Source organism: Spirosoma sp. KNUC1025 (genome assembly GCF_045160025.1).
In the GTDB taxonomy this organism is placed as follows: Bacteria; Bacteroidota; Bacteroidia; order Cytophagales; family Spirosomataceae; genus Spirosoma.
Map to the genome: position 1 here is coordinate 2,453,181 of NZ_CP087139.1, position 22,911 is coordinate 2,476,091.

General features: G+C 45.3%; 21 protein-coding genes and 1 pseudogene. 11 read left to right on the forward strand and 11 right to left on the reverse strand.

The window, feature by feature from the left end:
• Positions 1 to 12: 12 nt before the first annotated feature.
• A complete protein-coding gene (locus LN737_RS10610; RefSeq protein ID WP_405518650.1) occupies positions 13 to 264 on the reverse strand; it encodes a YtxH domain-containing protein in 252 nt (83 codons plus the stop codon).
• Positions 265 to 684: 420 nt separating this feature from the next.
• Positions 685 to 852, reverse strand: coding sequence for a lmo0937 family membrane protein (locus LN737_RS10615; protein ID WP_405518652.1), 168 nt, complete (start codon positions 850 to 852; stop codon positions 685 to 687).
• A gap of 412 nt (positions 853 to 1,264) precedes the next feature.
• Between LN737_RS10615 and LN737_RS10620 the strand changes: the two genes are divergently transcribed.
• Positions 1,265 to 1,690: a response regulator gene (locus LN737_RS10620; protein WP_405518654.1), complete on the forward strand. Its 426-nt coding sequence runs from the start codon at positions 1,265 to 1,267 to the stop codon at positions 1,688 to 1,690.
• A gap of 93 nt (positions 1,691 to 1,783) precedes the next feature.
• Positions 1,784 to 3,259: a sigma-54 dependent transcriptional regulator gene (locus tag LN737_RS10625; RefSeq protein WP_405518656.1), complete on the forward strand. Its 1,476-nt coding sequence runs from the start codon at positions 1,784 to 1,786 to the stop codon at positions 3,257 to 3,259.
• A 62-nt stretch (positions 3,260 to 3,321) separates the two neighbouring features.
• On the opposite strand, the gene LN737_RS10630 is transcribed toward LN737_RS10625, so the two are convergent.
• Complete coding sequence (locus tag LN737_RS10630; protein ID WP_405518658.1) at positions 3,322 to 3,966, reverse strand: porin family protein; 645 nt, start codon at positions 3,964 to 3,966, stop codon at positions 3,322 to 3,324.
• A gap of 558 nt (positions 3,967 to 4,524) precedes the next feature.
• Between LN737_RS10630 and LN737_RS10635 the strand changes: the two genes are divergently transcribed.
• The 6 genes from LN737_RS10635 to LN737_RS10660 all read left to right on the forward strand — a co-directional run bounded on the left by LN737_RS10635 (position 4,525) and on the right by LN737_RS10660 (position 8,888).
• Complete coding sequence (locus LN737_RS10635) at positions 4,525 to 4,965, forward strand: response regulator (protein ID WP_405518660.1); 441 nt, start codon at positions 4,525 to 4,527, stop codon at positions 4,963 to 4,965.
• Between the two features lie 96 nt (positions 4,966 to 5,061).
• Positions 5,062 to 6,534, forward strand: a complete 1,473-nt coding sequence (locus LN737_RS10640) for a hybrid sensor histidine kinase/response regulator (RefSeq protein ID WP_405518662.1) — start codon at positions 5,062 to 5,064, stop codon at positions 6,532 to 6,534.
• A gap of 283 nt (positions 6,535 to 6,817) precedes the next feature.
• A complete protein-coding gene (locus LN737_RS10645) occupies positions 6,818 to 7,018 on the forward strand; it encodes a DUF2188 domain-containing protein (RefSeq protein WP_405518663.1) in 201 nt (66 codons plus the stop codon).
• A 171-nt stretch (positions 7,019 to 7,189) separates the two neighbouring features.
• A complete protein-coding gene (locus tag LN737_RS10650; protein ID WP_405518664.1) occupies positions 7,190 to 7,468 on the forward strand; it encodes a hypothetical protein in 279 nt (92 codons plus the stop codon).
• Positions 7,469 to 7,566: 98 nt separating this feature from the next.
• Positions 7,567 to 8,070 carry a pyridoxamine 5'-phosphate oxidase family protein gene (locus LN737_RS10655; RefSeq protein ID WP_405518666.1) on the forward strand — a complete coding sequence of 168 codons (504 nt, stop codon included), beginning with the start codon at positions 7,567 to 7,569 and terminating at the stop codon, positions 8,068 to 8,070.
• 92 nt (positions 8,071 to 8,162) lie between these two features.
• Positions 8,163 to 8,888, forward strand: a complete 726-nt coding sequence (locus tag LN737_RS10660) for a DUF3891 family protein (RefSeq protein ID WP_405518668.1) — start codon at positions 8,163 to 8,165, stop codon at positions 8,886 to 8,888.
• 64 nt (positions 8,889 to 8,952) lie between these two features.
• Here the strand turns inward: LN737_RS10660 and glgX are convergent.
• From glgX to LN737_RS10685, 5 genes and pseudogenes are all read right to left on the reverse strand, one after another.
• Positions 8,953 to 11,081: pseudogene (glgX, locus tag LN737_RS10665) on the reverse strand (glycogen debranching protein GlgX).
• Positions 11,082 to 11,223: 142 nt separating this feature from the next.
• Positions 11,224 to 11,679 (reverse strand): PA2169 family four-helix-bundle protein, encoded by a 456-nt coding sequence (locus LN737_RS10670; RefSeq protein WP_405518670.1) that lies wholly within the window; start codon positions 11,677 to 11,679, stop codon positions 11,224 to 11,226.
• Positions 11,680 to 11,804: 125 nt separating this feature from the next.
• A complete protein-coding gene (locus LN737_RS10675) occupies positions 11,805 to 12,152 on the reverse strand; it encodes a DUF3140 domain-containing protein (protein WP_405518672.1) in 348 nt (115 codons plus the stop codon).
• Between the two features lie 5 nt (positions 12,153 to 12,157).
• Positions 12,158 to 12,370 carry a DUF2945 domain-containing protein gene (locus LN737_RS10680; RefSeq protein WP_405518673.1) on the reverse strand — a complete coding sequence of 71 codons (213 nt, stop codon included), beginning with the start codon at positions 12,368 to 12,370 and terminating at the stop codon, positions 12,158 to 12,160.
• A gap of 46 nt (positions 12,371 to 12,416) precedes the next feature.
• Complete coding sequence (locus LN737_RS10685; protein ID WP_405518675.1) at positions 12,417 to 13,166, reverse strand: OmpA family protein; 750 nt, start codon at positions 13,164 to 13,166, stop codon at positions 12,417 to 12,419.
• A 415-nt stretch (positions 13,167 to 13,581) separates the two neighbouring features.
• Between LN737_RS10685 and LN737_RS10690 the strand changes: the two genes are divergently transcribed.
• Positions 13,582 to 14,781 carry a S9 family peptidase gene (locus LN737_RS10690; RefSeq protein WP_405518677.1) on the forward strand — a complete coding sequence of 400 codons (1,200 nt, stop codon included), beginning with the start codon at positions 13,582 to 13,584 and terminating at the stop codon, positions 14,779 to 14,781.
• Between the two features lie 27 nt (positions 14,782 to 14,808).
• Here the strand turns inward: LN737_RS10690 and LN737_RS10695 are convergent, their stop codons facing one another.
• Positions 14,809 to 15,153 carry a hypothetical protein gene (locus LN737_RS10695; RefSeq protein WP_405518679.1) on the reverse strand — a complete coding sequence of 115 codons (345 nt, stop codon included), beginning with the start codon at positions 15,151 to 15,153 and terminating at the stop codon, positions 14,809 to 14,811.
• Between the two features lie 177 nt (positions 15,154 to 15,330).
• Here LN737_RS10695 and LN737_RS10700 point away from each other — a divergent pair, with 177 nt between their 5' ends.
• Entirely contained in the window at positions 15,331 to 15,525 is a 195-nt protein-coding gene (locus LN737_RS10700) for a hypothetical protein (RefSeq protein WP_405518681.1), read from the forward strand.
• Here the strand turns inward: LN737_RS10700 and LN737_RS10705 are convergent.
• On the reverse strand, positions 15,522 to 15,884 hold the full coding sequence (locus tag LN737_RS10705; protein ID WP_405518683.1) for a hypothetical protein: 363 nt from the start codon (positions 15,882 to 15,884) through the stop codon (positions 15,522 to 15,524). The two genes, LN737_RS10700 and LN737_RS10705, sit on opposite strands and share 4 nt — an antisense overlap.
• A 328-nt stretch (positions 15,885 to 16,212) precedes the next feature.
• Here LN737_RS10705 and tkt point away from each other — a divergent pair, with 328 nt between their 5' ends.
• Positions 16,213 to 18,258 (forward strand): transketolase, encoded by a 2,046-nt coding sequence (gene tkt / locus LN737_RS10710; protein WP_405518684.1) that lies wholly within the window; start codon positions 16,213 to 16,215, stop codon positions 18,256 to 18,258.
• 100 nt (positions 18,259 to 18,358) lie between these two features.
• Here the strand turns inward: tkt and LN737_RS10715 are convergent, their stop codons facing one another.
• Positions 18,359 to 22,345, reverse strand: a complete 3,987-nt coding sequence (locus LN737_RS10715) for a hybrid sensor histidine kinase/response regulator transcription factor (RefSeq protein WP_405518686.1) — start codon at positions 22,343 to 22,345, stop codon at positions 18,359 to 18,361.
• Between the last annotated feature and the right edge of the window lie 566 nt (positions 22,346 to 22,911).

A 22,911-nucleotide genomic window follows, 5' to 3' on the forward strand; every position in this document is an offset into this window, starting at 1 on the left:
GCTTCAGATTGCCTACTGCTTGGCCTTCCGTTTAGCCTGACTTACCAGGTCCTGTGTCTTGTCTGAAGCCGCGTCAATATAGTCATTATATTGACTCTTGATGCTGTCTAGACCCGACTGTAACTGGTCCTGAAGATCTTTAAAAAATGAATCCGACTCTGACGTAATTCGCTTCCGAGTCTTTTTTCCACTTTCGGGAGCCAGTAGAATGCCTACAACTGCGCCAACTGCTAATCCGACTAAAATTCCTGGTAGTGATTTCATGGTTCCTTATCTTTTGTGAATAATGCACATCATGTTCAACAATGCCAAGTTACTAGAAAATACTGTACCACGATTGCGTAAAACAGTTTAAGTTGCTGTAAATAAGAGTATTGACTATAGTTTATGTTTGTTTGAATACGTAGACTTCTGAGGATATTTTTCTACAGGAGCGTCCATGTTTTACGCCAAATGGGCATTTGACCCCTTAGTTGACCTTTTACGTTCCCTATCTGGACGGGTAACGATGGTTAACATATAAAAATCCCCGCGCTCAACTTGGCGCAGGGATTCCGTACCCACCGTAACTTGTACTTAACCTAAAATGATTGTTGTGGGCTAGTGCCGCACTTTTTACAAATATCGTAAACTATCAGTTCTATATAACAACAGAGTTGATAACGTATAGTTGCTGTATTCTCCTCACACTCCGCGACCCTGTATCAGACGCAAAATAATTGCAATCACTGCAATTACCAGCAGAATGTGAATCAGGCTGCTGCTTGCTATTCCTGTTCCCAGAACTCCTAAGAAACCCAGGAGCCAGATAATAATCAAAATAACAGCAATCGTGTAAAGGAGGTTTCCCATGGTAGTTGTGAGTAAATCAGAATTAGTTATCTCGCAATCGAATAATTTATAAGAAAAAGTTGTGCCAAATTGGCTGGAATCAGGTTTCTATACAAGGTGAATAGGTTATTCACTTGGAAATGAGCCCTGAATAGTCATAAAAAATTATGAAGAACCCATCATCCTGAAACCGTTTCTATCAAAAACGTGTGGAAAAAATTCCACAATTGTAGAATAACCGTAGAAAAACTGCTCACAATCTGGTTGTTTTAACGACCAAACGTATCGGCAAAGTAACCAGAGCTTTATTGCAAGTAGCTAATCTAACGGCTTTTATTAAGTATATATACGTGATTTTGGAAAGGCCGCGATTTCCGGCACTATATTTTATATGACTATTGTGTAATGATAACACACAAAATTAAGAATAGCCGTGGTGAGAACAACAGGGATTAATGCGGGGCAGCAATTCAGACCAGTTGTGATGAATACCGTAACTCTAGCAAAACGCGTACTAATCGTCGATGATGAAGCAGATATATGTCTGTTGTTATCAGGGCTATTAAGGCGCTTGGGGTATCAACCCACCTGCGCTCATTTTATTGAAGAGGGTCGGCAGTGCTTAAATTCACAGAAATTTGATGCTATTTTTCTTGACTTGAATCTGCCGGATGGTTTAGGGTTCGATCTGTTGCCTATTATCAAAGAGCATCAGGACGAAGCTAAAGTAATTATGATTAGTGCATTCGATGGGCAGGCTGAGCGCAGACGCGCAACCGAACAGGGTGCGGATTATTTTATTGGTAAACCATTCACCCGGCGGTCGGTAGAAATGGCTTTGCAAACCACTCAGGTTTGAGTAACTTTGTTCATGCAGCCAACGATAGGCCCATCCGTTATTTGATTACTTGTTTATGAGGAATGGGCTGTCTGAGCAAGTATACTCCTCTTCATGGAAAAAATTCTGATAATTGACGATAATCATGATATATGCCTGCTCTTAGAGCGTTTTCTGAGCAAGCAGGGCTATAAAACTGCATCGGTGCAACGGGGCGATGATGGCCTGGCTTTGCTCCGAAAGGAAGCCTTTGAGCTGGTTATCTGCGACTTTAAACTTCCTGATATTGACGGCCTGGAAATGCTTCGCCGAATTAAAGTGATGCATCCAACTACAGCCGTCATTATTATTACGGGCTATTCCGATGTCAGAATGGCCGTACAGACAGTAAAGCACGGTGCGTATGACTACGTAACAAAGCCGCTATATCCCGACGAGATACTATATACGATTAAAGCTGCCCTTGAGCGCCGGGCGCAGTCGTTGAACCAGTTGAAAGGAGCATCGTCGCCGAGCAATCCGGCTGCCGCTAAAACAAGTGCTGGTAAACTACCTTCAGTTAAAGCCATACTGGCACCTAACGGAAAGCGATTTATATTTGGCAAGAGCCGCGTAGCCGAACAGTTGCAGGAGCATATCGACCTGATTGCACCAACCGATATGTCGGTAATTATTACCGGCGAAACGGGCACAGGTAAAGAATTTGTTGCGAATGCCATCCATTTGAAAAGCAAACGGGCTGATAAACCGTTTGTGGCAATTGACTGCGGAGCACTAAGTAAAGACTTGGCTGGCAGCGAATTATTTGGGCACGTAAAAGGCTCATTTACGGGGGCTATGTCTGATAAGGCAGGCAGTTTCGAATTTGCTAATGGCGGAACCATTTTTCTGGATGAAATTGGTAACCTGTCGTATGATAACCAGATAAAACTGCTTCGGGTACTCCAGGAGCGTAAAATCCGTCGGCTGGGCAGCAACCAGGACATCCCGGTTGATGTACGCATTATAGTAGCCACAAATGAGGACCTGCGCGAAGCCGTTCGGCAGGGGAAATTCCGGGAAGATATCTACCACCGTATTGCCGAATTTGAAATGCACCTTTCGCCCCTGCGTGAGCGGAAAGCCGACATCATGATTTTTGCCGAACATTTTCTTGAGTCGGCCAATCAGCAGTTGGAGAAGGATATACTTGGTTTTGAAGAAGAGGTAAAAGAAAAACTGAAAAACTACTACTGGCACGGCAATCTGCGGGAGCTTCAGAACGTAGTGAAACGGTCGGTATTGCTCACAAAAGGCGACTACATAGAGGCCGACGTGTTGCCGCCAGAAATTGCTTCACCCCAGTATTTTGCCGCCGATGAAACGGTAAACGGGAACATTCAGATCAATTATGATCCTGCCCGGCAGGGTGTTCCTGTGTTTAGCCAATCAGCCGCCAATCTTAAATCGGTATCAGAAAACGCCGAACGAGCGGCTATCCTGAAAGTGCTGGAAAAGACCGGCTACAATAAAACAAAGGCGGCTGAGGTTCTGAACATCGATCGTAAAACACTTTACAATAAACTCAAAGCGTACGATATACATCTGTAAGGCAGAACGTAAAAAGCAGAAAGGACTGAGATCGCGTATCTCAGTCCTTTCTGCTTTTTACGTTAATTCAGACTAAAGCCAACGGAGAGTAATCCAACTCCGTTTTTGGCATTTCCCAGTAGGGTACTGGCCGCACCACTATTGGCGATACGCTGTAGTCCCTGTTCATATCGAGCTCCAATAAAGGCTTTACCAAAATATATGTTTAAGCCTCCGGCAATCCCGTAATCTATTTTGTTGAAGTTGTCGCGATTGATAGCACTGGAACCTGTTCCAAAATCGCCATTGGTATTAATGTTCGAATTCAGCAGATAGGACACGTAAGGTCCTGCCTGTAGCTCAACAGCCTGTCCTAGTTTGAACGTAGCCAGTACTGGCAACTCCGCGTAGTTCAGCTTGAAGGTATTTTTTCCTGTAAACCCAACTAGGTTATAGTCGGCTGAAGCCCCTTTTGTCATATAAAGTAACTCGGGCTGGATGGCGAAAAATTCTCCAATGGGTGCCTGTGCAAATACCCCTATGTGAAAGCCAATACGCTCGCTTTTGTTACTGGCTCCCTGGCTATCGTAAAAGAGGGAACTGGCGTTCAACCCGCCTTTCACACCTACACGAGCCGATCCCTGCGCGAGGGCAGTTGATGAATTCAAAACAAACAGGGCTACTGTAAGAACGGTAGCAGCAAGTACGGATTTAACGAATGTTCTCATAACGAATAAAATGCTTAATGACAGTGTAGAAAATGAAGACTGTCGTTTAATCACAATATGTCAAATCCGTGCCAGAGTTGCCATTATAGCTCATAAAGGGCTTATATTCTTGTATTATACGGGTTTGCGTAGTTGCGAATGCCCACGTAGATAATAGTTTTAAATGGATTGCCTGAGTAACAAATTCCCCAATTTGTGGAAACCATCATTCAGTTTCAGAGCTGAATCAGCCAGGTTTGAATAAAGTCTTGATTTCTTTTGGCCACTATTTAGCAAGGGCAAAGACCAACAGTTCATCAAAAAGAAAATCGAAAAAGTCCGAAAGAGTAAAATCTGACACCAGTGCTTTTTTACGATCGTTAAAACCCGTTATATGAGTGAGTGATTTGTGAGTTTATTGCCAATCGGCGAAATAAAGTCTGGTGTTTTTTGACTAATTTTGAAGGAAGCCAGTCGGTCTATTCTACGATCGCCGGTTAATCTCTTTTGCTTTATATACCTGAGCCGGATGCGAGAAATTAGCGTCGGCTCAATACCGTAACTTATTCTATACAATCTATGCAGCGGAAGCCTACGTCCATGACTATTCTGATTGCCGATGACGATACAGATGATCGCTTGTTTATGGACAAAGCACTTCGGCAAAGCGGATATATGCAAACCATCCGGTTTGTTGACGATGGAGAGGATTTGATGCATTATCTGCGTCGGGAAGGACCTTATAACGATCAGAATGCTCCCTGGCCGAATTTGTTGATTCTGGATCTGAACATGCCACGGAAAAATGGCTTTCAGGCACTCAGTGAAATAAAAGCCGATCCAAAACTACGACGCCTGCCAGTAGTTGTGATGACCACTTCATCGGCTGATGAAGATGTTATTAAAACCTATAATCTCGGTGTTAATTCATTTGTAACAAAGCCGTTTAATTTCAATCGTTTAGTTGAAATTGTAGGCGCTTTAAAAACGTACTGGATGGATACCGTTAAATTGCCCTAGTAGTGTGACACTTTTAGGAAGGCGCGGCCTGGTGGCTACTAGTCAGTCACCAACAGGCCCCTCCGAATTGAACGTCAAACACGAAATAAATCTGTTATGATATCGACTACACTTGACGTTGCTGAAGAAATGGAAGTAATCCGCGTGCTGCTCATTGAGGACGACGAGGACGATTACCTGCTGACAAAAGCCTTAGTGTCGGCAAAAGAAAATAGTTCGATTAAACTCGATTGGGTTGATAGTTACGACCGGGCTTTGCCAGCTATCGAACTCGATCAGTACGATGTTTATCTGGTCGACTATCGATTGGGTACCTATACAGGCATCGATCTGATTCAGGAAGCGTTTCGGATGGGCTGCCGGGCCCCGATGATTTTATTGACCGGGCAGGACGATCTGACCGTCGATCAGTCGGCGCTGGAATTAGGGGCGGCTGATTATCTGGTAAAAGGACGTATCGATGCACAACTCCTGGGACGTAGTATTCGCTATGCTCTGCGTCAGGCTAGTGTACTGGCTGAACTAGCCCAAAAAGAAAATAAATACCGTACCCTGTTTGAGCGGTCAATAGATGCCATTTTCGTAACGGATAATGAACTTCATTTTCAGGATGCTAACCCATCTGTGGAGCGTCTGTTAGGGTATAGCCGTGAAGAGCTTCGTATACTAAACCCCGCCCGGCTGTTCACGGACCTCGATCAACTCCGTAATCTGCGTTTTAATGTTCGGGAGCATGGGCAGATCAAAGATTTCGAAACGACGCTGATTCACCGAAATGGTCGTAAACGTATTTGCCTGATTTCCGTTTGGGAGGTTGAAGATATAATCGGTAAACCGGAGTGGTACCAGGGAATCGTACGCGACATTACCGATCAAAAGCGGGCGCAGCAGGACCTTATTCTGGCTGAAAAGCTGACCATGACGGGAAAAATCGCCCGCAGTATTGCCCATGAGGTACGTAATCCACTGACGAACCTAAGTCTGGCGCTGGAGCAGCTCAAAGATGAGCTGGAAACAGATAGCGAATACGTAACCATGTTTACGGATATCATTGGCCGGAACGTAGATCGTATTGGGCAACTCATTACCGAGATGCTTAATTCGTCTAAACCGCGCGATCTGGACCGTAAAAAACAGGATTTCAACGCCGTCGTAAAAGAAACCCTACAGCTTATCAGCGACCGTATCAAGTTGAAACGAATGCGGCTCGAAACAAATTTTGCGGTCGATGATTGTCATGCGCTGCTCGACCGCGACCAGGTTAAAACGGCCTTACTGAATATACTCGTCAATGCTGTTGAAGCGATGCAGGAAGGAAAAGGCGTATTGCTGGTCAGAACAAGTTGTACAGAAGACGGACGCGTATACGTCGAAGTAAGCGACAATGGGGGCGGTATCAGCGAAGCCGACCGCCAGCGCCTGTTCGACCCATTTTTCACGGGTAAATCGGGCGGAATGGGATTAGGCCTAACAGCAACTCAAAATATTATCAACAGTCATAAAGGATCTATTGAAGTAGAAAGTCAGGTGGGGCAGGGGACTACGTTCCGGCTCTTCTTTCCGCGATAGCGTGTATACACCGACGTCTTCTAATAATGAGAAACCAGCTCTGAGAAAAGGCTGGTTTTTTTGTGGATACACTGGGTAAAAACTTACACAGTGGCCTAGGTAAATTCTACATAAGTACACGGAATCATCGATTCGCCAACGCGACTGGATGCTGTTTTTAGGGTATATAAATGGCTTATAATCAAAGCACTACGTAACAGATGTTGTAAGATATAAACGGGAGGTAAGAAATGGCATAAAATAAGCATTAAGTATGCTATAAACACTTACTCGATCTATGTCTATGTGGTCTGTTACTCACTTCCCGTCGGCTATGCGGTCGTTGAACCCCAGCACCCGTGCAAAGGCAATTGAAATTGCTAATCAACTCCTTGAACAGGGCCGGTTAGATAAACAGCATGTGATAAGCGTCAGCGTCAATGAAGCGCGTCGCTGGGCACGTTCTGGACAGGATTGGTCGCTAAGAAACGCACAGTACGCCTGAACATACTAGTACCTCAAATAACCTTGCTCTTATCATGATCTGGAAGAAAAACATTTACGATTCGTTAACGAGTTGTGCCACCATCTGCAATGAATTCGCTACTGACTGCTCTAATTCCGAAGAAATCGAAACCTGGTATCGTAGTATTTTTTAAGTCTCGACTGCGCCGATATGTGCCGTAACCTGGCCATGCTGTACGTCCGAGGTTCTGAAAATGCGCGCTTACTGGCAAAGGCATGTATTGAGGTATGTGAGAAATGCGCTCAGGAAGTAAGTCAATTCAACTCGGAATGCTGCCAGCAACTGTATGCTGTCTGTCAGCAAACCATTCGTAGTTGTGTCGCCATTATCGATATGGCGTATCCTACTGAACAGGAAAACCGAAATCCTGCGGTTACGCCAGCGTCGTTATTTTACGGAATCGACCTGCGGGAAACGCTTTATAATTAATGTTTAGTGAGTCGTAAGGCGTAAGTCTGGAGGGCATGAGTTTACCTTACGCCATCCGCTTACGCCTTACGGTTTTTTACCTAAAACTTTATAACGTTATGGAAACGAAACCACAAACAAACCGGCAGTTGGAAAAAGTAATGGACATCATTGAAGATGTACGTATTGCCATGATGACGACGGTTGATGAGCAGGGAAATCTTGTAAGCCGGCCAATGGCGGCTCTTCAGGTAGATGAGGATGGCTCGATCTGGTTTTTTACAAAGCGTTCGTCGCCGAAAGTAGACCAGATTGATAACAACGATCACCGCGTTAATTTGTCCTTTGCGTCCGTAAGTGACGCTGACTACGTATCGGTTTCTGGCAGAGCTGAAGAACTGGACGATCGGGCTAAGGTGAATGAATTATGGAATCCGATAGCAAAGGCATGGTTTCCGGAAGGTAAAGATGATCCGGACCTTGTTTTGCTGAAAGTTCATACGGATATGGCCGAATACTGGAGTGCAAACGACAGTAGAATGGTCCGGCTTTTTCAGCAGGCAACCGCAGCCATCACCGGCAATCCACCCAAAATGGGTGAGAACGAGAAGGTTTATAATTAATGATTGAATAATCGAGTGATAGAATGATTGAATAGCTGGCGCAAACCTTATTCAATCATTCTATTACCCGATCATTCAATCATTTACTACATATGATTGTAACCCAAACAGATGCGGGCTGGCAGGTGATTAATCAGCAGGCGCATGGTTTGCTGGCTGTGCAACTGGCTTTACAATGGCGACTTGATAAACGGCCTGTACACTGGGAAGAAACGTTGATCGCCTTAACCGAACATGATGATGGTCAGGACGCCTGGAAGGGACGTAACCATCTGACAAAAGCCGGTGGCCCCCTGCACTTTCAGATTCTGGAATACTCACTGGACCAATGCCGAAACCTCATTCAGATAGGTCTGCAAAAAAGCCGCTGGAATGCATTGATGATGTCGATGCACACTACGTTTCTGTACGAGCCAAAACGAGGGACAGATAAGGCGCTGGACTCGTTTCTGGATCAGCAGATCGAGAATCAGGCCGCCTGGCGAAAGCAGTACAAAGCCACAAAAGCTGATGCTACGTATGCATATGCCTTTTTGCAATGGTTCGACGCCCTATCGTTGATTTTGTGCTTGGATCAGGTGCCGCCCGAAGAGCGTAGACTGGAAATAAGCATCGGTCCCGATGGAATCTCCTACTTTATTCGTCAACGTACCGATGGAACACTGGGCGTAGACCCATGGCCATTTGAGCAATCCATGTTTAGTGTACATGTTGAGGTATTTCAACTGGCACAGCTGGTTTTCAAGGATGATAAAGAACTTTATTCCGAAATGCATAAATCGCCCATAGTTCTGAAAGAATGGACATTTAAGCAATAAAAACAAACGGCAAGACACTGGAATTAACCAGTGTCTTGCCGTTTATGAATCGGTATGTCAGACTTTATTTTACACGTAGCAGCACCGACGACCAAGCGGTTACCGTTACTGGATGCCCGCCTTTAACTGCTGCCGTATCCGGGTGAATCTGGCCCGTAGCTGTGTCGAGAATTACTTCCCAGGTTGAGGTTTTGCGGCCAATTTTTGGAAGCATGAACGGGATATCTTCCCAGTATGCGTTTAGTATCCACAACAGTTGCTCGTCGCCTATATCCTGGCCGTCTTCGGTTTGCTCGGCTACCCGTAAGCCGTCGATGAACAAGCCAAGGCATCGCGTTTCGGGATTATGCAAGTCATTATCCGTCATCTCTCCCCCTTCAGGAAGCAGGTAGGCCACCTGCTCAGTGCCAAAGAATTTACGACGGCTAAGCAGGGGAATGTCGCGACGTAACGCTGTAAGCTGGCTGGTAAACTCAAACAAAGCTTGTTGTTTTTCATTCCAGTGCCAATCCATCCAGCTGATTTCGCTATCCTGATTATAGCCATTGTTGTTGCCGTGTTGCGTTCGGCCGCATTCATCGCCCATTACAATCATTGGCGTCCCCTGGCTAAGGAGCATGGTGGTCAGAAAATTACGTTTCTGGCGCTCACGTAATTCATTGATAGCGGGGTCGTCTGTAGGACCTTCAGCCCCACAATTCCAACTTAAGTTGTCGTTAGAGCCATCGCGGTTATCTTCGCCATTGGCTTCGTTATGCTTGTCGTTGTAACTGACCAGGTCATTGAGCGTAAAGCCATCATGCGCCGTAATTAGATTAATGCTGTTGGCTGGGGAACGGCCATCATTGGCATATAGATCGGGGCTGCCCAAAAGCCTGATGGCGGTTTCGGCGGCTTTGCCGCTGTCGCCTTTCCAGAAGGCCCGGAGCGTATCGCGGTATTTGCCATTCCATTCCGACCAGCGTACCGGAAAGCCACCCACATGATACGAGTGGATGTCCCAGGGTTCGGCAATAAGCTTCACTTGGGCCAGAATGGGGTCCTGCGCTACGGTATCCAGAAACGACGAAACACTGCCAAATTCTTCATCTGTGCGGATGAGAGCCGAAGCCAGATCAAACCGGAATCCATCGACGTGCATATCGGTGACCCAATAGCGAAGGCTGTCCATGACCAGTTGCAACACCCGCGGATGGCTAAGATTGAACGTATTACCCGTACCGGTATAATCCATGTAGTATTCTGGCTTGTCGCCAACCTGATGATAATACACCCGGTTATCGATGCCCTTAAACGAAAGGGTAGGGCCAAGCTGATTGCCTTCGGCCGTATGGTTATAGACCACATCCAGAATAACCTCGATACCGGCTTTATGCAGATTTTTTACCATCTGTTTGAATTCCGTTACCTGCTGACCTGCCATGCCGGCGGATGAATAGGTATTCTGGGGGCAAAGAATCCGATGGTATTGTACCCCCAGTAACTCTCGTCTGTAAACTGATGAACAGGAAGCAACTCAACTGCCGTGATCCCCAGCTTTTTCAGGTATTCAACGCTCTCGGGCGCACCGACTCCTGCATACGTACCACGAATAGCTTCGTCCATGGTGGGGTGCAGGTGCGAGAACCCTTTTACATGCATCTCGTAAATGACTGTGCGATGCAGAGGAGTCAGAATAGGCGAATCATCTTCCCAGTCAAATGCCGGGTCGACAACCACGCTTTTGGGCATAGTTGGTCCACTATCCTCCTCGCTCATGACCAGATACTCGTCCGTACCTTCTTCGCTGGATGTGGGCTTTTTATAATTATAACCCAGCCAGGCGTTGTTATGCGTAATGGGTGCATTAATGGCCCGGGCGTATGGGTCGAGCAGCACTTTATTTGGATTGAAAAAATGGCCGCCCTGTGGATCGTAAGGCCCTTCCACCCGAAAGCCATAAAGTTGTCCTGGCTGCAAGCCTTCCAGATAAATATGCCAGACCAGATCCGTACGCTCCGTTATAGGAAAACAGGCTGTTTGGCGGCTTGCGTCAGACGTATCGTACAGGCATAGGTATACAGCGGTAGCGTTTTCACTGAAAAGGGCAAAATTTACGCCTTCATTATCGTACGTAGCACCAAGTGGGTACGGTCTACCCGGTTTTGACTGTATAGATTCGGAGGCATCATTTGCCTTAGATGGTTTACTCATATGAGAATCGTGTATGATGAATAAAAGGCTACTTCGACATGCCTTATTATTTTAACTGGCTGTGAATAGTATTGTTTTTAGCAGATGGGCAAACAAAAAAGCCTGCCCCCAAAGGAGACAGGCTTTCCAATCCCACCATTCACTACACTACCTGAGCCAGTCGAGCCATCGATGAATTAGCTGAATCGATGCTCTGTTTTTGGCGTAACAATAGTTCACGCGTACTGGCTGCTAAGTCCGTTTCCTGAAGCACAGCATTGTAGTCCTCCAGGGCCTCCTTGTCGCCACGATGGCATTCCTGAACGGTTGCTTTATCATCGTCGCTGGAGAAGGTTGATTTTATATTTATCCACGCCCGGTGCAAATCAGCAGCGAGGCTGGTATCGTTGTCAGGCTCTCCGCCCAGGGCCCGAATTTCGCGGTCAATTTCCTGAGCAAACTCACCCCGTTGGCGCGATTGAGCTAAAAACAAGCTTTTTAATTCGTTGTCTTTAACATTCTCAGAGGCTTCCTGATAGCCTTTTTCTGCATCGTGGTTGCGGGTGAGCAGTTTATTTAACTGATCCAGGATTTCTCCCCGGGTTTCTTTTACGTTCATAACGTGTTCTGTTTTGTTAGGTAATGAATTTAACTGTACTTGATGAATTGATCTGTCGTTGAGTAAATCAGAAAGCCATTGGCAGGGGCCATACTATTATGGACAGCCACGCCCACCAACCGCTGTTATTTTTCGGGGTCGTGCCCCCAGTTTTTCAATGAATAGGCCCAATTTGAGCCCGCTACGTGTTCTGGACGCTGCGCACTGTGCCGCCGGACGTAGCTGATTACCTTGCTCATGTGCGTATAGTCACTTTCGGATAAGTCATCAACTTTCTTGTTAAGAATGTCAATAATGTGTTCACCCGATTGATGACCGATTGACTCGCTTTCGCCATCTTTCTTCTGACCAACCGATTTCGATTCGTCAGTCTGAAGCCATTTCCCAAGTTGCGAAGCCGACATATTAACAACGGAATCGAATTCGTCCCTTATCGCTTTCTTCTGCTCATCATCAGCGTGTCTTGCTGCCATAACAGTTATTTTTTAGTGACCTCACTGGCTGACTTCACCACTTTTTTGTCGCCCTGCTTTAAAACGAGAGCTGGTTCATCGGCGGAGCCTTTTCGTTTTACGGTAGCTCCCTGAACAGTTCGCTTTATATCTTCCTGATGAACCTCCGCTACGGTCCCTTCGCCTTTTCCTTTTCCATAGTTCCAGGTTACTGCGTCACCTTTTTTGACCTTTGCCATATGTATGTGCACGTTAATGAAAGAAGCTAAACCTGCATTGGGACGACTAATCACCAAGCTTTCCTTCTTTAGCATCCTGTTGCATTTTTTTGTTTGCAAAAACTGCAATATCTACCCTACGATTTTTCTGACGCCCTGTTTCTGTCGTATTATCGGCAACAGGTTGTGCTTCACCGTAGCCTTTTTCGTCCACACGGGATGTTTTCACGCCCTGAGCTTCCAGATAGCTACCAACAGCATCTGCTCTTTGTTTCGAAAGCTTCAAATTGTAATCTTCCGGCCCCGTAGCATCAGCATGGCCCTCTATTCGTATCTCGGTGTCCTCGTATTTATTCAGCGTTTTAGCAAATTCGATCAACTGCTGTTTGGTCGCGGATTTCAGTGCATAGGAATCTGTGTCGAACAGAATATCAGACCCAAACGTAATTTTGATACCCTCACCAACCCGTTCTACCTGGGCGTTTGGCATTTGCCGTTTCATTTCTTCGGCCTGTTTATCCATTCGGCGACCGATAACAGCGCCTGCTGCTCCACCAACCGTTGCTCCGAGAATAGCTCCCAGAGCAGTTTTGCCCGTTCGCTGGCCAATTACACTACCAACTACGGCACCACCCGTAGCACCGACAATAGCGCCTTTCTGGGTCTTATTTAATTTGCTTTTGCCCGTGGATGTCTGTTTACTGTTTACGGATTGTTTATTGGATTTACAGCTTGCTAAAACATTACCGGATAAAACGCCAGCAGTTAAAAGGATTACTACTGTTCTGGTTCCGGCTGATGTCAACTGATTACGCATAGTGTTGTGAATATTTGGTACTGGTTACACACGCCCAAACCCTGTACCAGTTTGATACAGTTTGCAGCATAAAAGATATTTATTTGCTTTAAAACTCTGTAAATCAATAGATTATTTCTAGAAATTACATTAGATAATTAAGGTGGTCAGCGTGATAGAGAACTAATTAGATAGAGTAACCGGGAAGCCAGATGCATAGAGTTGTGGAGTGCATTCCACAGAAATTGACAGGTTTATAAAGTTTATAGTAGTTAGAATTTCATCTTCTTTTTGTTTTGGCAACACACTCTACGTAATACCTTGAAAATCAAATGTGTATTCATGGGCATTTTTCAGATAGAACGGCGTACTGACAAACGAAAACGTAGCATCCAGCGTTAAAATAATACCTGTCATACAGATCAAATTCCTCTACATGCTCACGATTAAATCATTCTTTACGCTGCTTCTTTTGGGAGGCATGCTTTTGATTGCGCCGTCCGGCTGCAAAACATCGGCAGGTGATGATCCTTCACCTACGACGCAGACACAAACACTGGTTACCAGTTCGCTGATTGGCGATTACTCAACGGATCAGTTACGTAGCCGTTTTACCGGAGCGAGTGCAATCCTTCAGATTTTTATCCGCTATGGCGTAAAAGCTTACCGGCTGGAATACACAACTACCAATACAGATGGTAAACCCATTAAAGCATCGGGCGCCCTTATCGTGCCGAACGTAACAACCCCAGTGCCTTTGCTTAGTATGCAACACGGGACCATTACCAGCGAAAACGATGCGCCATCCAATTTTAAATCGAGCAGCGAAGCGTATACGTATGGTTCTGTTTTTGCCTCGCAGGGATATATCATTGCGGCTCCTGATTATATTGGCTATGGGGCTTCTAAAGATTTACCGCATACATATGAAAACCGGAATGGGCTGGCCACCGCTTCGCTCGATATGTTGAGGGCGGCACAGGAGTTTCTGAGCAAGCAAAATATCAATTGGGATAAGCGTCTGTTTTTGGCCGGGTATTCGGAAGGGGGGTATGCCACGATGGCGCTGCAAAAGAAAATTGAAGAGGAAACGGGGAGTGAGTTTAACCTGGTAGCGTCAAGTTGTGGCGCTGGCGCATACGATAAACCGGCGTTTATGAATCACCTCATCAACGAACAAACGGCAGGTGTTGATTACATCAATCGGCTTTATGTTTGGGTTTTACTTACATATGACCGGATTTATGGCTTGAATCGACCCATGACGTATTACTTCAAAGAACCGTATGCCACGCAGATCGCCCAGAATGGCAAAGATGCGTCGATTAATGTAAGCCTGAACAACGCCTTTTCTGATACGTTCAAGAAGGCAATTTCCGACGGCACCGATAAGGACTTTATCTCGGCCGTTCAGGATAATGATATTCACGATTGGAAGCCTCGTACGCCCACCCGGCTGTATCATGGTACGGCCGACGAAATTGTGCCGTTTTTAAATTCGCAAAATGCAAATGATGCTATGCAAAAACGTGGCGCGACCAATGTCAAGCTTATTCCCATTCAGGGCGGTACACACGGCACGAGTATAATTGGGTTTATTCAGGGAACGTACGAGTTTTTTAGCAGTATTAGCTGACCTCAGAAATCTGAGCAGTAGACATCATCAACGGGGCTGTTTTCGTTGAGATGGGCGGTGCAGAAACAGTTCACCAGCCAATTCTATCTGGGCTTTTCGTTGCGTAGCGTCGGCTCTCAGCATAAGAATCGGAATATGGTGCAAATGAGAGTTTGCTTTTACTTCTTTCAATAGAGGCAGACTTTCAACACAGGAGTCGACCAGAATCACGTTTGGTAGCGAATCCGAAGGTAATTGTACTAACTCCGTCAATAGGTCGGCAGTTAGTCGTCGAATCAGTAGGCGGGAATCGGGGGAAATTTCGTGGATTTGTACGCCTAAACCGATACTCACATTATCAACGTCATTAGTCAATACAAGCATCGTTCCCATAACTGTAAGGAATTACAGAGTTGACCAAAATAGCCATAACTAACTATGAGATTGTTGTGGTAAGCAGGCTATCAGATAATTAGGTAGTGGACTTAGTGCCGTTACCTAATTGTCTGATAGCGTAAATTACCCAATAGAACGCGTTGTTGGTTTTATAGCATCAATAGTTCCTGTACTATGAAAACGTTAGCGACACGCGAACCCGCCAATCACCAGCCAGAACCCCTGGTAATTGAAAGACGGACTAGTCAAAAAGAATCTGCCGTTAAAAAGGATACTAGTCAAACGCCCCCAAGGCCATTAAACCTCAAAGGTATTTTGGGGCTTGATGACTTGACAGATGATCGGCTGATTAAAGAAGATCCAATCTAGGATGCCACAGGATGTTGGTACGCGCGTAGTTCTTCCTCCGACGCAAATAGCTTAGGATGGCTGCCAGATTGCGTATGGCACTCGACCGTGAAAGCTGAAAGATGATAGTCACGTAATGGAATCACCGTATACACAACGACTTCTACGTTTAATTGCTTTTCGGTTAAAGGCTCGTGTATCAGGCAGGAGTTATCGTGGCTGAGATCCAGCTCAAACTTTACTGAGGATATTTTGCCTTTGATGAAGTCATACGATGCCGGGCCACCCGTGTGGTCATTGTTACCAGGCGGATAGGTCGAATAAACAGTGTCACCGACAGTGAAAGGAGCCGTAAAATCCAATCTAACACGAATAGGCATGAGCAATTCAGTTTATGTAAGGAGTATGAAATTTTACGTACAGTCTATCCTGTAAAGACTCTTTACGATCACGATTGTTCGTAATTTTAATAAAGAACCATTGGCGTATAGGGCCGAACGGTCTGTTAGTCAATGCGTTTTTGTTAGGCTTCTACGCTACGTATGTCTGGCTCTATATAGCCGAGCGTGGGGATTTTAGCCTTATTTCCCCAAATTCTTTATTTTTTCAATCTTCTTTTGGAATTCGGTAGTTACTATATAAAACCGGATCGAATCAGGTGCAGGGTCCGGTAATACCAGGACTTCTTTACTTACTGACTCGTTCACTATGGCAACCAAATCTGTTGACCTCGACCAATTGAGTGTTAATACCATACGACTTTTGTCGGTCGATGCTGTTCAAAAAGCAAATTCAGGACATCCGGGTTTACCACTGGGTGCTGCTCCGATGGCTTACGTTCTCTGGTCTCGGTTTCTACGTTTTAATCCCAATGATCCTCACTGGCCCGACCGCGACCGATTCGTTCTGTCAGCCGGGCATGGCTCGGCTTTGCTGTACAGTATGCTGCATTTGTACGGTTACGATCTGTCGCTGAATGATCTGAAACACTTCCGCCAACTTCATTCCAAAACACCCGGCCACCCCGAATCGAACCTGACGGCGGGCGTTGAGGTAACGACCGGCCCATTGGGGCAGGGTTTTGCCAACGGGGTTGGTATGGCAATGGCCGAAGCGTTTCTGGCGGCTACCTACAACCGCGAAGGCCATACTGTCATGGATCATTACACGTACTCAATTGTCAGCGATGGGGATCTGATGGAGGGCATTGCATCGGAAGCGGCTTCTTTGGCCGGGCACCTGAAGCTGGGAAAACTGATTTACCTCTACGATGATAACCTGATTTCGCTGGATGGGCCTACGAATCTGGCCTTTACCGAAGACCGCATGGCCCGCTTTGATGCCTATGGCTGGCACACGCAACATGTGGGCGATGGTAATGATCTGGATGCCATTGAGGCTGCTATCAAACTGGCACAGGCCGAAACAGAGCGTCCGTCAATCATTGCAGTACGTACCCAGATCGGATACGGGAGCCCACTGGCAGGTACAAGCAAGTCGCACGGAAGCCCGCTCGGCGAAGAAAATGTTCGCAAGACCAAAGAGTTTTTCGGATGGGACCCCGACAAATCGTTCGTCATCCCCAATGAGGTAAAGGATTATCTGCTTGAACCCGGAAAGCGGGGAGCCGATTTGCAGGCCGACTGGAAAAAGCGGTTTGATGCCTATAAAGCGGGATTTCCGGATGAGGCCGAACTGTTTAGTGTATCGTTTAAGGGTAAGCTGCCCGAAGGCTGGGATAAAAACCTGCCCAAATTTACGCCTGCTGATGGGGCATTGGCAACCCGACAGGCATCGGGTAAAGCTTTAGAGGCTTTGAAGAAATCAGTGCCTTATTTGTTCGGCGGATCGGCGGATCTGGCTTCCTCTAATGAAATGCCAACCAAAGGTGATGTGAGTTTTCAGCCTGGTCACTATGGCAATTCAAACATCTGGTTTGGTGTTCGTGAGCATGCGATGGGTGCAGCACTGAATGGCATGGCCCAACACGGTGGCGTTCATCCATATGGCGGTACGTTCCTGAACTTTTCCGATTATATGCGGGGTGCCATCCGGTTAACGGCGCTGGCTGAATCGTCGGCTACGTTCGTATTTACCCACGATAGCATCGGGTTGGGCGAAGATGGCCCTACGCACCAGCCGGTGGAACAATATGTCGCGTTACGTACCATTCCGAATATCATTGTGATTCGGCCCGCTGATGCGAACGAAACCATCGAAGCCTGGCGTGTAGCCATGACACAACCCAAAACACCAGTGGTCTTACTGCTATCCAGGCAAAAACTGCCCGTGCTCGATCAGGACAAATATGGCTCGGCGCGTGATCTGGAAAAAGGCGCTTATATTTTGAGTGAGTGCGAAGGGGTTCCCGAAATTATTCTGATTGCTACCGGTTCGGAGGTGTCGTTGGTGATGGATGCGCAGGCCGAATTGAAAAAACAAAATATCCGGGCGCGGGTCGTCAGTATGCCCTCCTGGGAATTGTTTGAACAACAGGATATTGCGTACCACCATAAAGTGCTTCCACCGACTGTCCGGAAACGACTGGCTGTTGAAGTAGGCTCGCCCATTGGCTGGCATAAATACGTAACGGATGAGGGCACGACCATAAGCATGAACCGCTTTGGGCTGTCTGGACCGGGCGAAGAAGTGATGGCGTATTTTGGCTTTACGGTAGAAAACGTTGTGAAGCAAGCCAAAGCAGTGCTTAAAGGACAGCCCGGAGGCATCGAAAAGAAAGAAATACTATCCTGATTGCCAGCAGAATGAGATGCAGAGTGTGTTGGCTATCCCCGCTTCCCGAACGTCTGTTACGTTCGGGAAGCGGGGATCTTATTAGTAGATTATGAAGCGTTTAATTCAGGGAAGCAGCCCCTTTGGCATAGTCGCTGGGGTTGAGGCCGAACACTTTTTTGAATTCACGACTAAAATAGCGTCGGTCATCAAAGCCAACTTCATAGGCTACTTCATTAATATTCAAATGGCCTTGCTGTAGCAATTGTGCGGCCTTTTTCATACGAATGGATTTTGTAAAATCATTCACCGACATATTTGTCAGTGCTTTCAGCTTTTTGTACAGGACTGGCGTGCTCATACCTACTTCAGTGGTTAGCAGCTCTACCCCAAATGCTGGATTGCTCATGTGTTGTTCTGTGATCTGGATGATTTTGCGTATGAATTTCTCATCGACAGAGGTGGTAGCAATTGGAATGTTTTGTGGTTCTTTGGCAATCTGCTGACCATACTTCTGCTGCATTAGCTCACGGGCGTTGAGCAGATTACGTATTTTAAGTGTCAGCACCTGCAGATTTACGGGCTTGGCAATATAACCATCGGCACCAGTCTCCAGCCCCACTATCTGATTGTCAAGGGCCGCTTTTGCCGTAATCAGTATGATTGGGATATGGCTAGTCCGTTCATCGGATTTTAAACGGCGGCAGAGTTCCAGCCCATCCATCCCCACCATCATAATATCGCTGATGATCAGGTCCGGTATGCGGTTGGTTGCGATTTCCCAGCCGTCCTGTCCAGCAGCCGCTTCGAGCACATGATATTGATGAAACAGAATTCCTTTAAGAAAGCCACGTAACTCGTCATTATCTTCAACCAGTAAGATCGTATGCGATTTTTCGAATTCGGGTTCTGTTTCTGAAGGTATCTCCAGAAAGTCCTCTTTTATACCAGCATGGCCAGTCTGCGACGTAGTGGCAACAAGCTGGTCTTTAGTAAAGTGATGATGCCCTTTCCGGAGACGAATCGTAAAACAGGTAAAGCCGTTTTGGCCATCCTGGGCTTCCCGACTGTCAACGGACAGAGTTCCCTGGTGCAATTCGGTAATCGTTCTCGATAGGGCAAGACCTATGCCATAGCCTGTATTTTTTACACCATAGTCATATACCTGGAAATAATTATTAAATAATTTTTTCGCGTTTTCTTCCGAAATACCTTTACCGTTATCAGAGATTTTTATTGCTACAAAATCAGGTTTTTCTTCAATATCAATCCCTATTTCTCCGCCGTCCGAAATGAATTTGTAGGCATTGGAAAGGATGTTGTAAATTACTTTTGATAATTGTTCTGGATCGAACCAAACTACAATGTTGTCTTTATTACTTGAAAAGGAAAAGTTGATATTCCGTTTTTCGGATAAGTAATTAAAGGAGACGATAATACTGTTTATAAACTCAACGATATTATTCTTTGAAACATGGAGGGACAGCTGTTTACTTTCGGCTTTCCGAAAATCCATTAATTCTGTAACCAGGCTCAATAGGCTGTTTGAACTATTTTTTGCGTAAGACAGCTGTTTTTGTATTTCTTTATCGTCTTTTTTAGAACGTAATAATACGTCGATGGGGCCAATAATTAGGGTGAGGTGTGTTCGGATTTCGTGAGATATATTTGTAAAAAAATCCAGCTTGGCCTGGTGTAATTCCTGCTCCCGTAGAAATGTATTTTTAAGCCAGAACGACCGCAGGATAAAATAGAGAATAATAACAAATGTGAGGAAATAAAACGCATATGCCCACCAGGTTCTCCAGAAGGGTGGTAGCACATTGATGCGTATCTGGGCGGGTTTTATACTCCAGACACCATCGTTGTTGGCTCCTTTTACCAATAGCGTGTATGTGCCAGATGGGAGATTGTTGTACGTAACCGATGGCGTACTGGTATAATGCCATTCCTGATCCAGACCATCTAGTTTATACGCATACTGATTTTTTTCGGATTTAATATAATTAAGTACCGCAAAGCTTATCGTAAAATAATCTTGCTGGTAATTGAACGTAAGCCGATCTGTGAGGGCAATATCATTTGGTAATAAACTGGTTTCATCACCGACTTTTACCGGTTTGTTCAATACTTCCAGGCCCGTAAATACAACATTAGGACGTTGCATATTGATTTTAATGGCTAATGGGTCAAAATATAATAACCCGTCGTTGCTTCCAAAATATAGCCGTCCATTATGGCCTCTGAAGGAAGCGTTCGTTTCAAATTCGCTACCCGGAATCCCGTCGGAGTTGGTGTAAATATGACTCTTTTTCGTCTCGGTGTTAAAGCGGATTAGTTCATAATTTGTATCAAACCATAGAATACCATTTGTATCGCTCTGGATTGCCCGTATCGTGCTTACAGGTAATCCGTATGCTTCGCCATAATTAATGAATCTCCTTTGTCTGGCATCAAATCGTTTCAGACCGTCAAATCGTGTGCCTACCCATATATTTCCTTTACTGTCTTCATGAATCGAATAAACCGATCCATGCGCCAGTAAATTAGCGTTCTGTTTAGTGGTTTTAAACGGCAGCCACTCAAGCTGATTGCTCCCATACTTAAGCAAATTGACACCTTCCTGACTTCCAATCCAGATATTTTTTTGGGAATCTTCGAACAAAGCCGCGCTGGAAAAAGTGGTTACAGCCGAAGCTGAACGGTTGAGCAGATCCTTTTTAGGTTTAAAGAGTCTGCATGTCCCGTCGATCCTGCTAAAAAGATTAAGTCCACTATCGGTTAATAGCCAGAAACGTTTCTGGCTATCTTCCAGCATAGCATCTACATTATCGGAATCTCTAACGCTGCTCACGTGGTACGTTGTCCAACTCCGATGGTCGGGAGCCATTCGGCTTAGCCCTCCCCGGCGCATACCTACCCAGGTGTACCCACCGCCATCAACGTAAATTCCTTTGATCTGATTGGAGGGAAGACTTTTTAGGGGGTCTGTACCTGCTTCGTAGTGAACGCGCGATCCGGTTTGTCGGTTTAGGTAATCCAGCCCATCGCCATCGGCGCCAATCCACAAATTATGGTTTCGATCTTCGGCAATGCAATTAACCCGCTTATTGGTAAGGCTTTTTGCTGGCCTTCTGGCTGTTAGTACGTTGAAAGGCGTATTGTTCGGATAAGCAACATTAACGCCGGTATAGTACGTGCCTACCCAAATGGACCCCTGCTTGTCCCGATAGATGGAGTAGACGCTGTTATCAGCTAAACTCTGCGGATTATCCGGATCGTTTTTAAAGTGGGTAAATTTCTTCGAAGCGGGCTCAAACTGGATAATACCTTCTACGGTACCAATCCATATAGTCCCGGTTCGATCAACGTGCATGCAATTAATTTCATTGTTTGTCGATAAGTTGCCCGCCAAAACAGAGGACCGAAAATGAATAAATGACTCGGTTGCAGGGTCATAACACTCTAAGTTCCCACTTTTTGTACCAACCCAGATCTTGTCGGTAAGGTCTGTAACTATGGCTGTAACCAGGTTTTCACTTAGACTTCCGGGAATGGCTTTATTATGACGTAAGGTTGTGTAGTGTATTGTATTTTGATCGATCGTCATGCTGATAAGCCCGTTGTCGGTTGCCAGCCAAAGAGTACCTTCTTTATCTTCAGTAATGCTGTTTATTCTGTTCTGTCCAGCTCCAGGAAAGAAAAAATGATCGAAATGATTGGTTACGGAATTAGTGAGCCGATTTAAACCATTCGCTGTTCCTACCCAGATTCTGCCTTTTCGGTCTTCATACATACAGAGTATGCGGTTGTTGCTCAGGCTACTTTTGGCGGTTGGATTGTGATAGAAAGCCTGAAAAGAATCGGTGTTTGGCTGGTATTTGTTTAAACCATTATAAGTTCCGATCCATAGAGTATGATGGGAATCATAGAGAGAGCACAACACCCAATCCGACGAAATACTACGTGGATTGGATGGATCATTCTTATAGACCCGGAATGTTCGAGAGTCGTATCGGTTCAGTCCCTCTGGTGTTCCGAACCACAAAAATCCCTTTTCATCCTGAGTAATGGATAATACGGTGTTCTGAGCGAGACCGTCTCGCATATCCAGTCGTTGGAATGCATCAAACTGAGCTTGACAAGTCTCAGCAGCAAGGCTGCTTAAAAAGAAGAATACGTAAACTAGTCTGAAAACTGATACGTAAGAGGAAGCTACAACGGGCACTCTCATGCTTTACTGAATATACCTAAACCATTTTAAGAGACATTCACAGAATTATCTCTTCAGGCTATTGGACTACTAATATGATCAAACATTTATAATTTTCACACCATAATTTAATGTTTTTCATACTAAATCTTTTAGTTAGGATTATATGAATAATAAATAATTTATTAATACAAGTGCCAATTTATATTTATTACTCTTTTTATTGAAGATTTTCATACATACGTTCTGATTTATTGCCCCAACTTAGCACTTGCAAATGAGGGGCTACAAAATGTTTATCGACAACCTCATTTTTATATTTAGTATTTGTTTAAAACATATTTATATTTAAATCGCTTTTTTATAGTAACATCAGTTAAATGAATGAATTAAAGTAGGTAACTAAATGATTTCGTAATTGACAGAAAAGTTTATACAGTGTAAGGCGGTTTTTGAGTGAA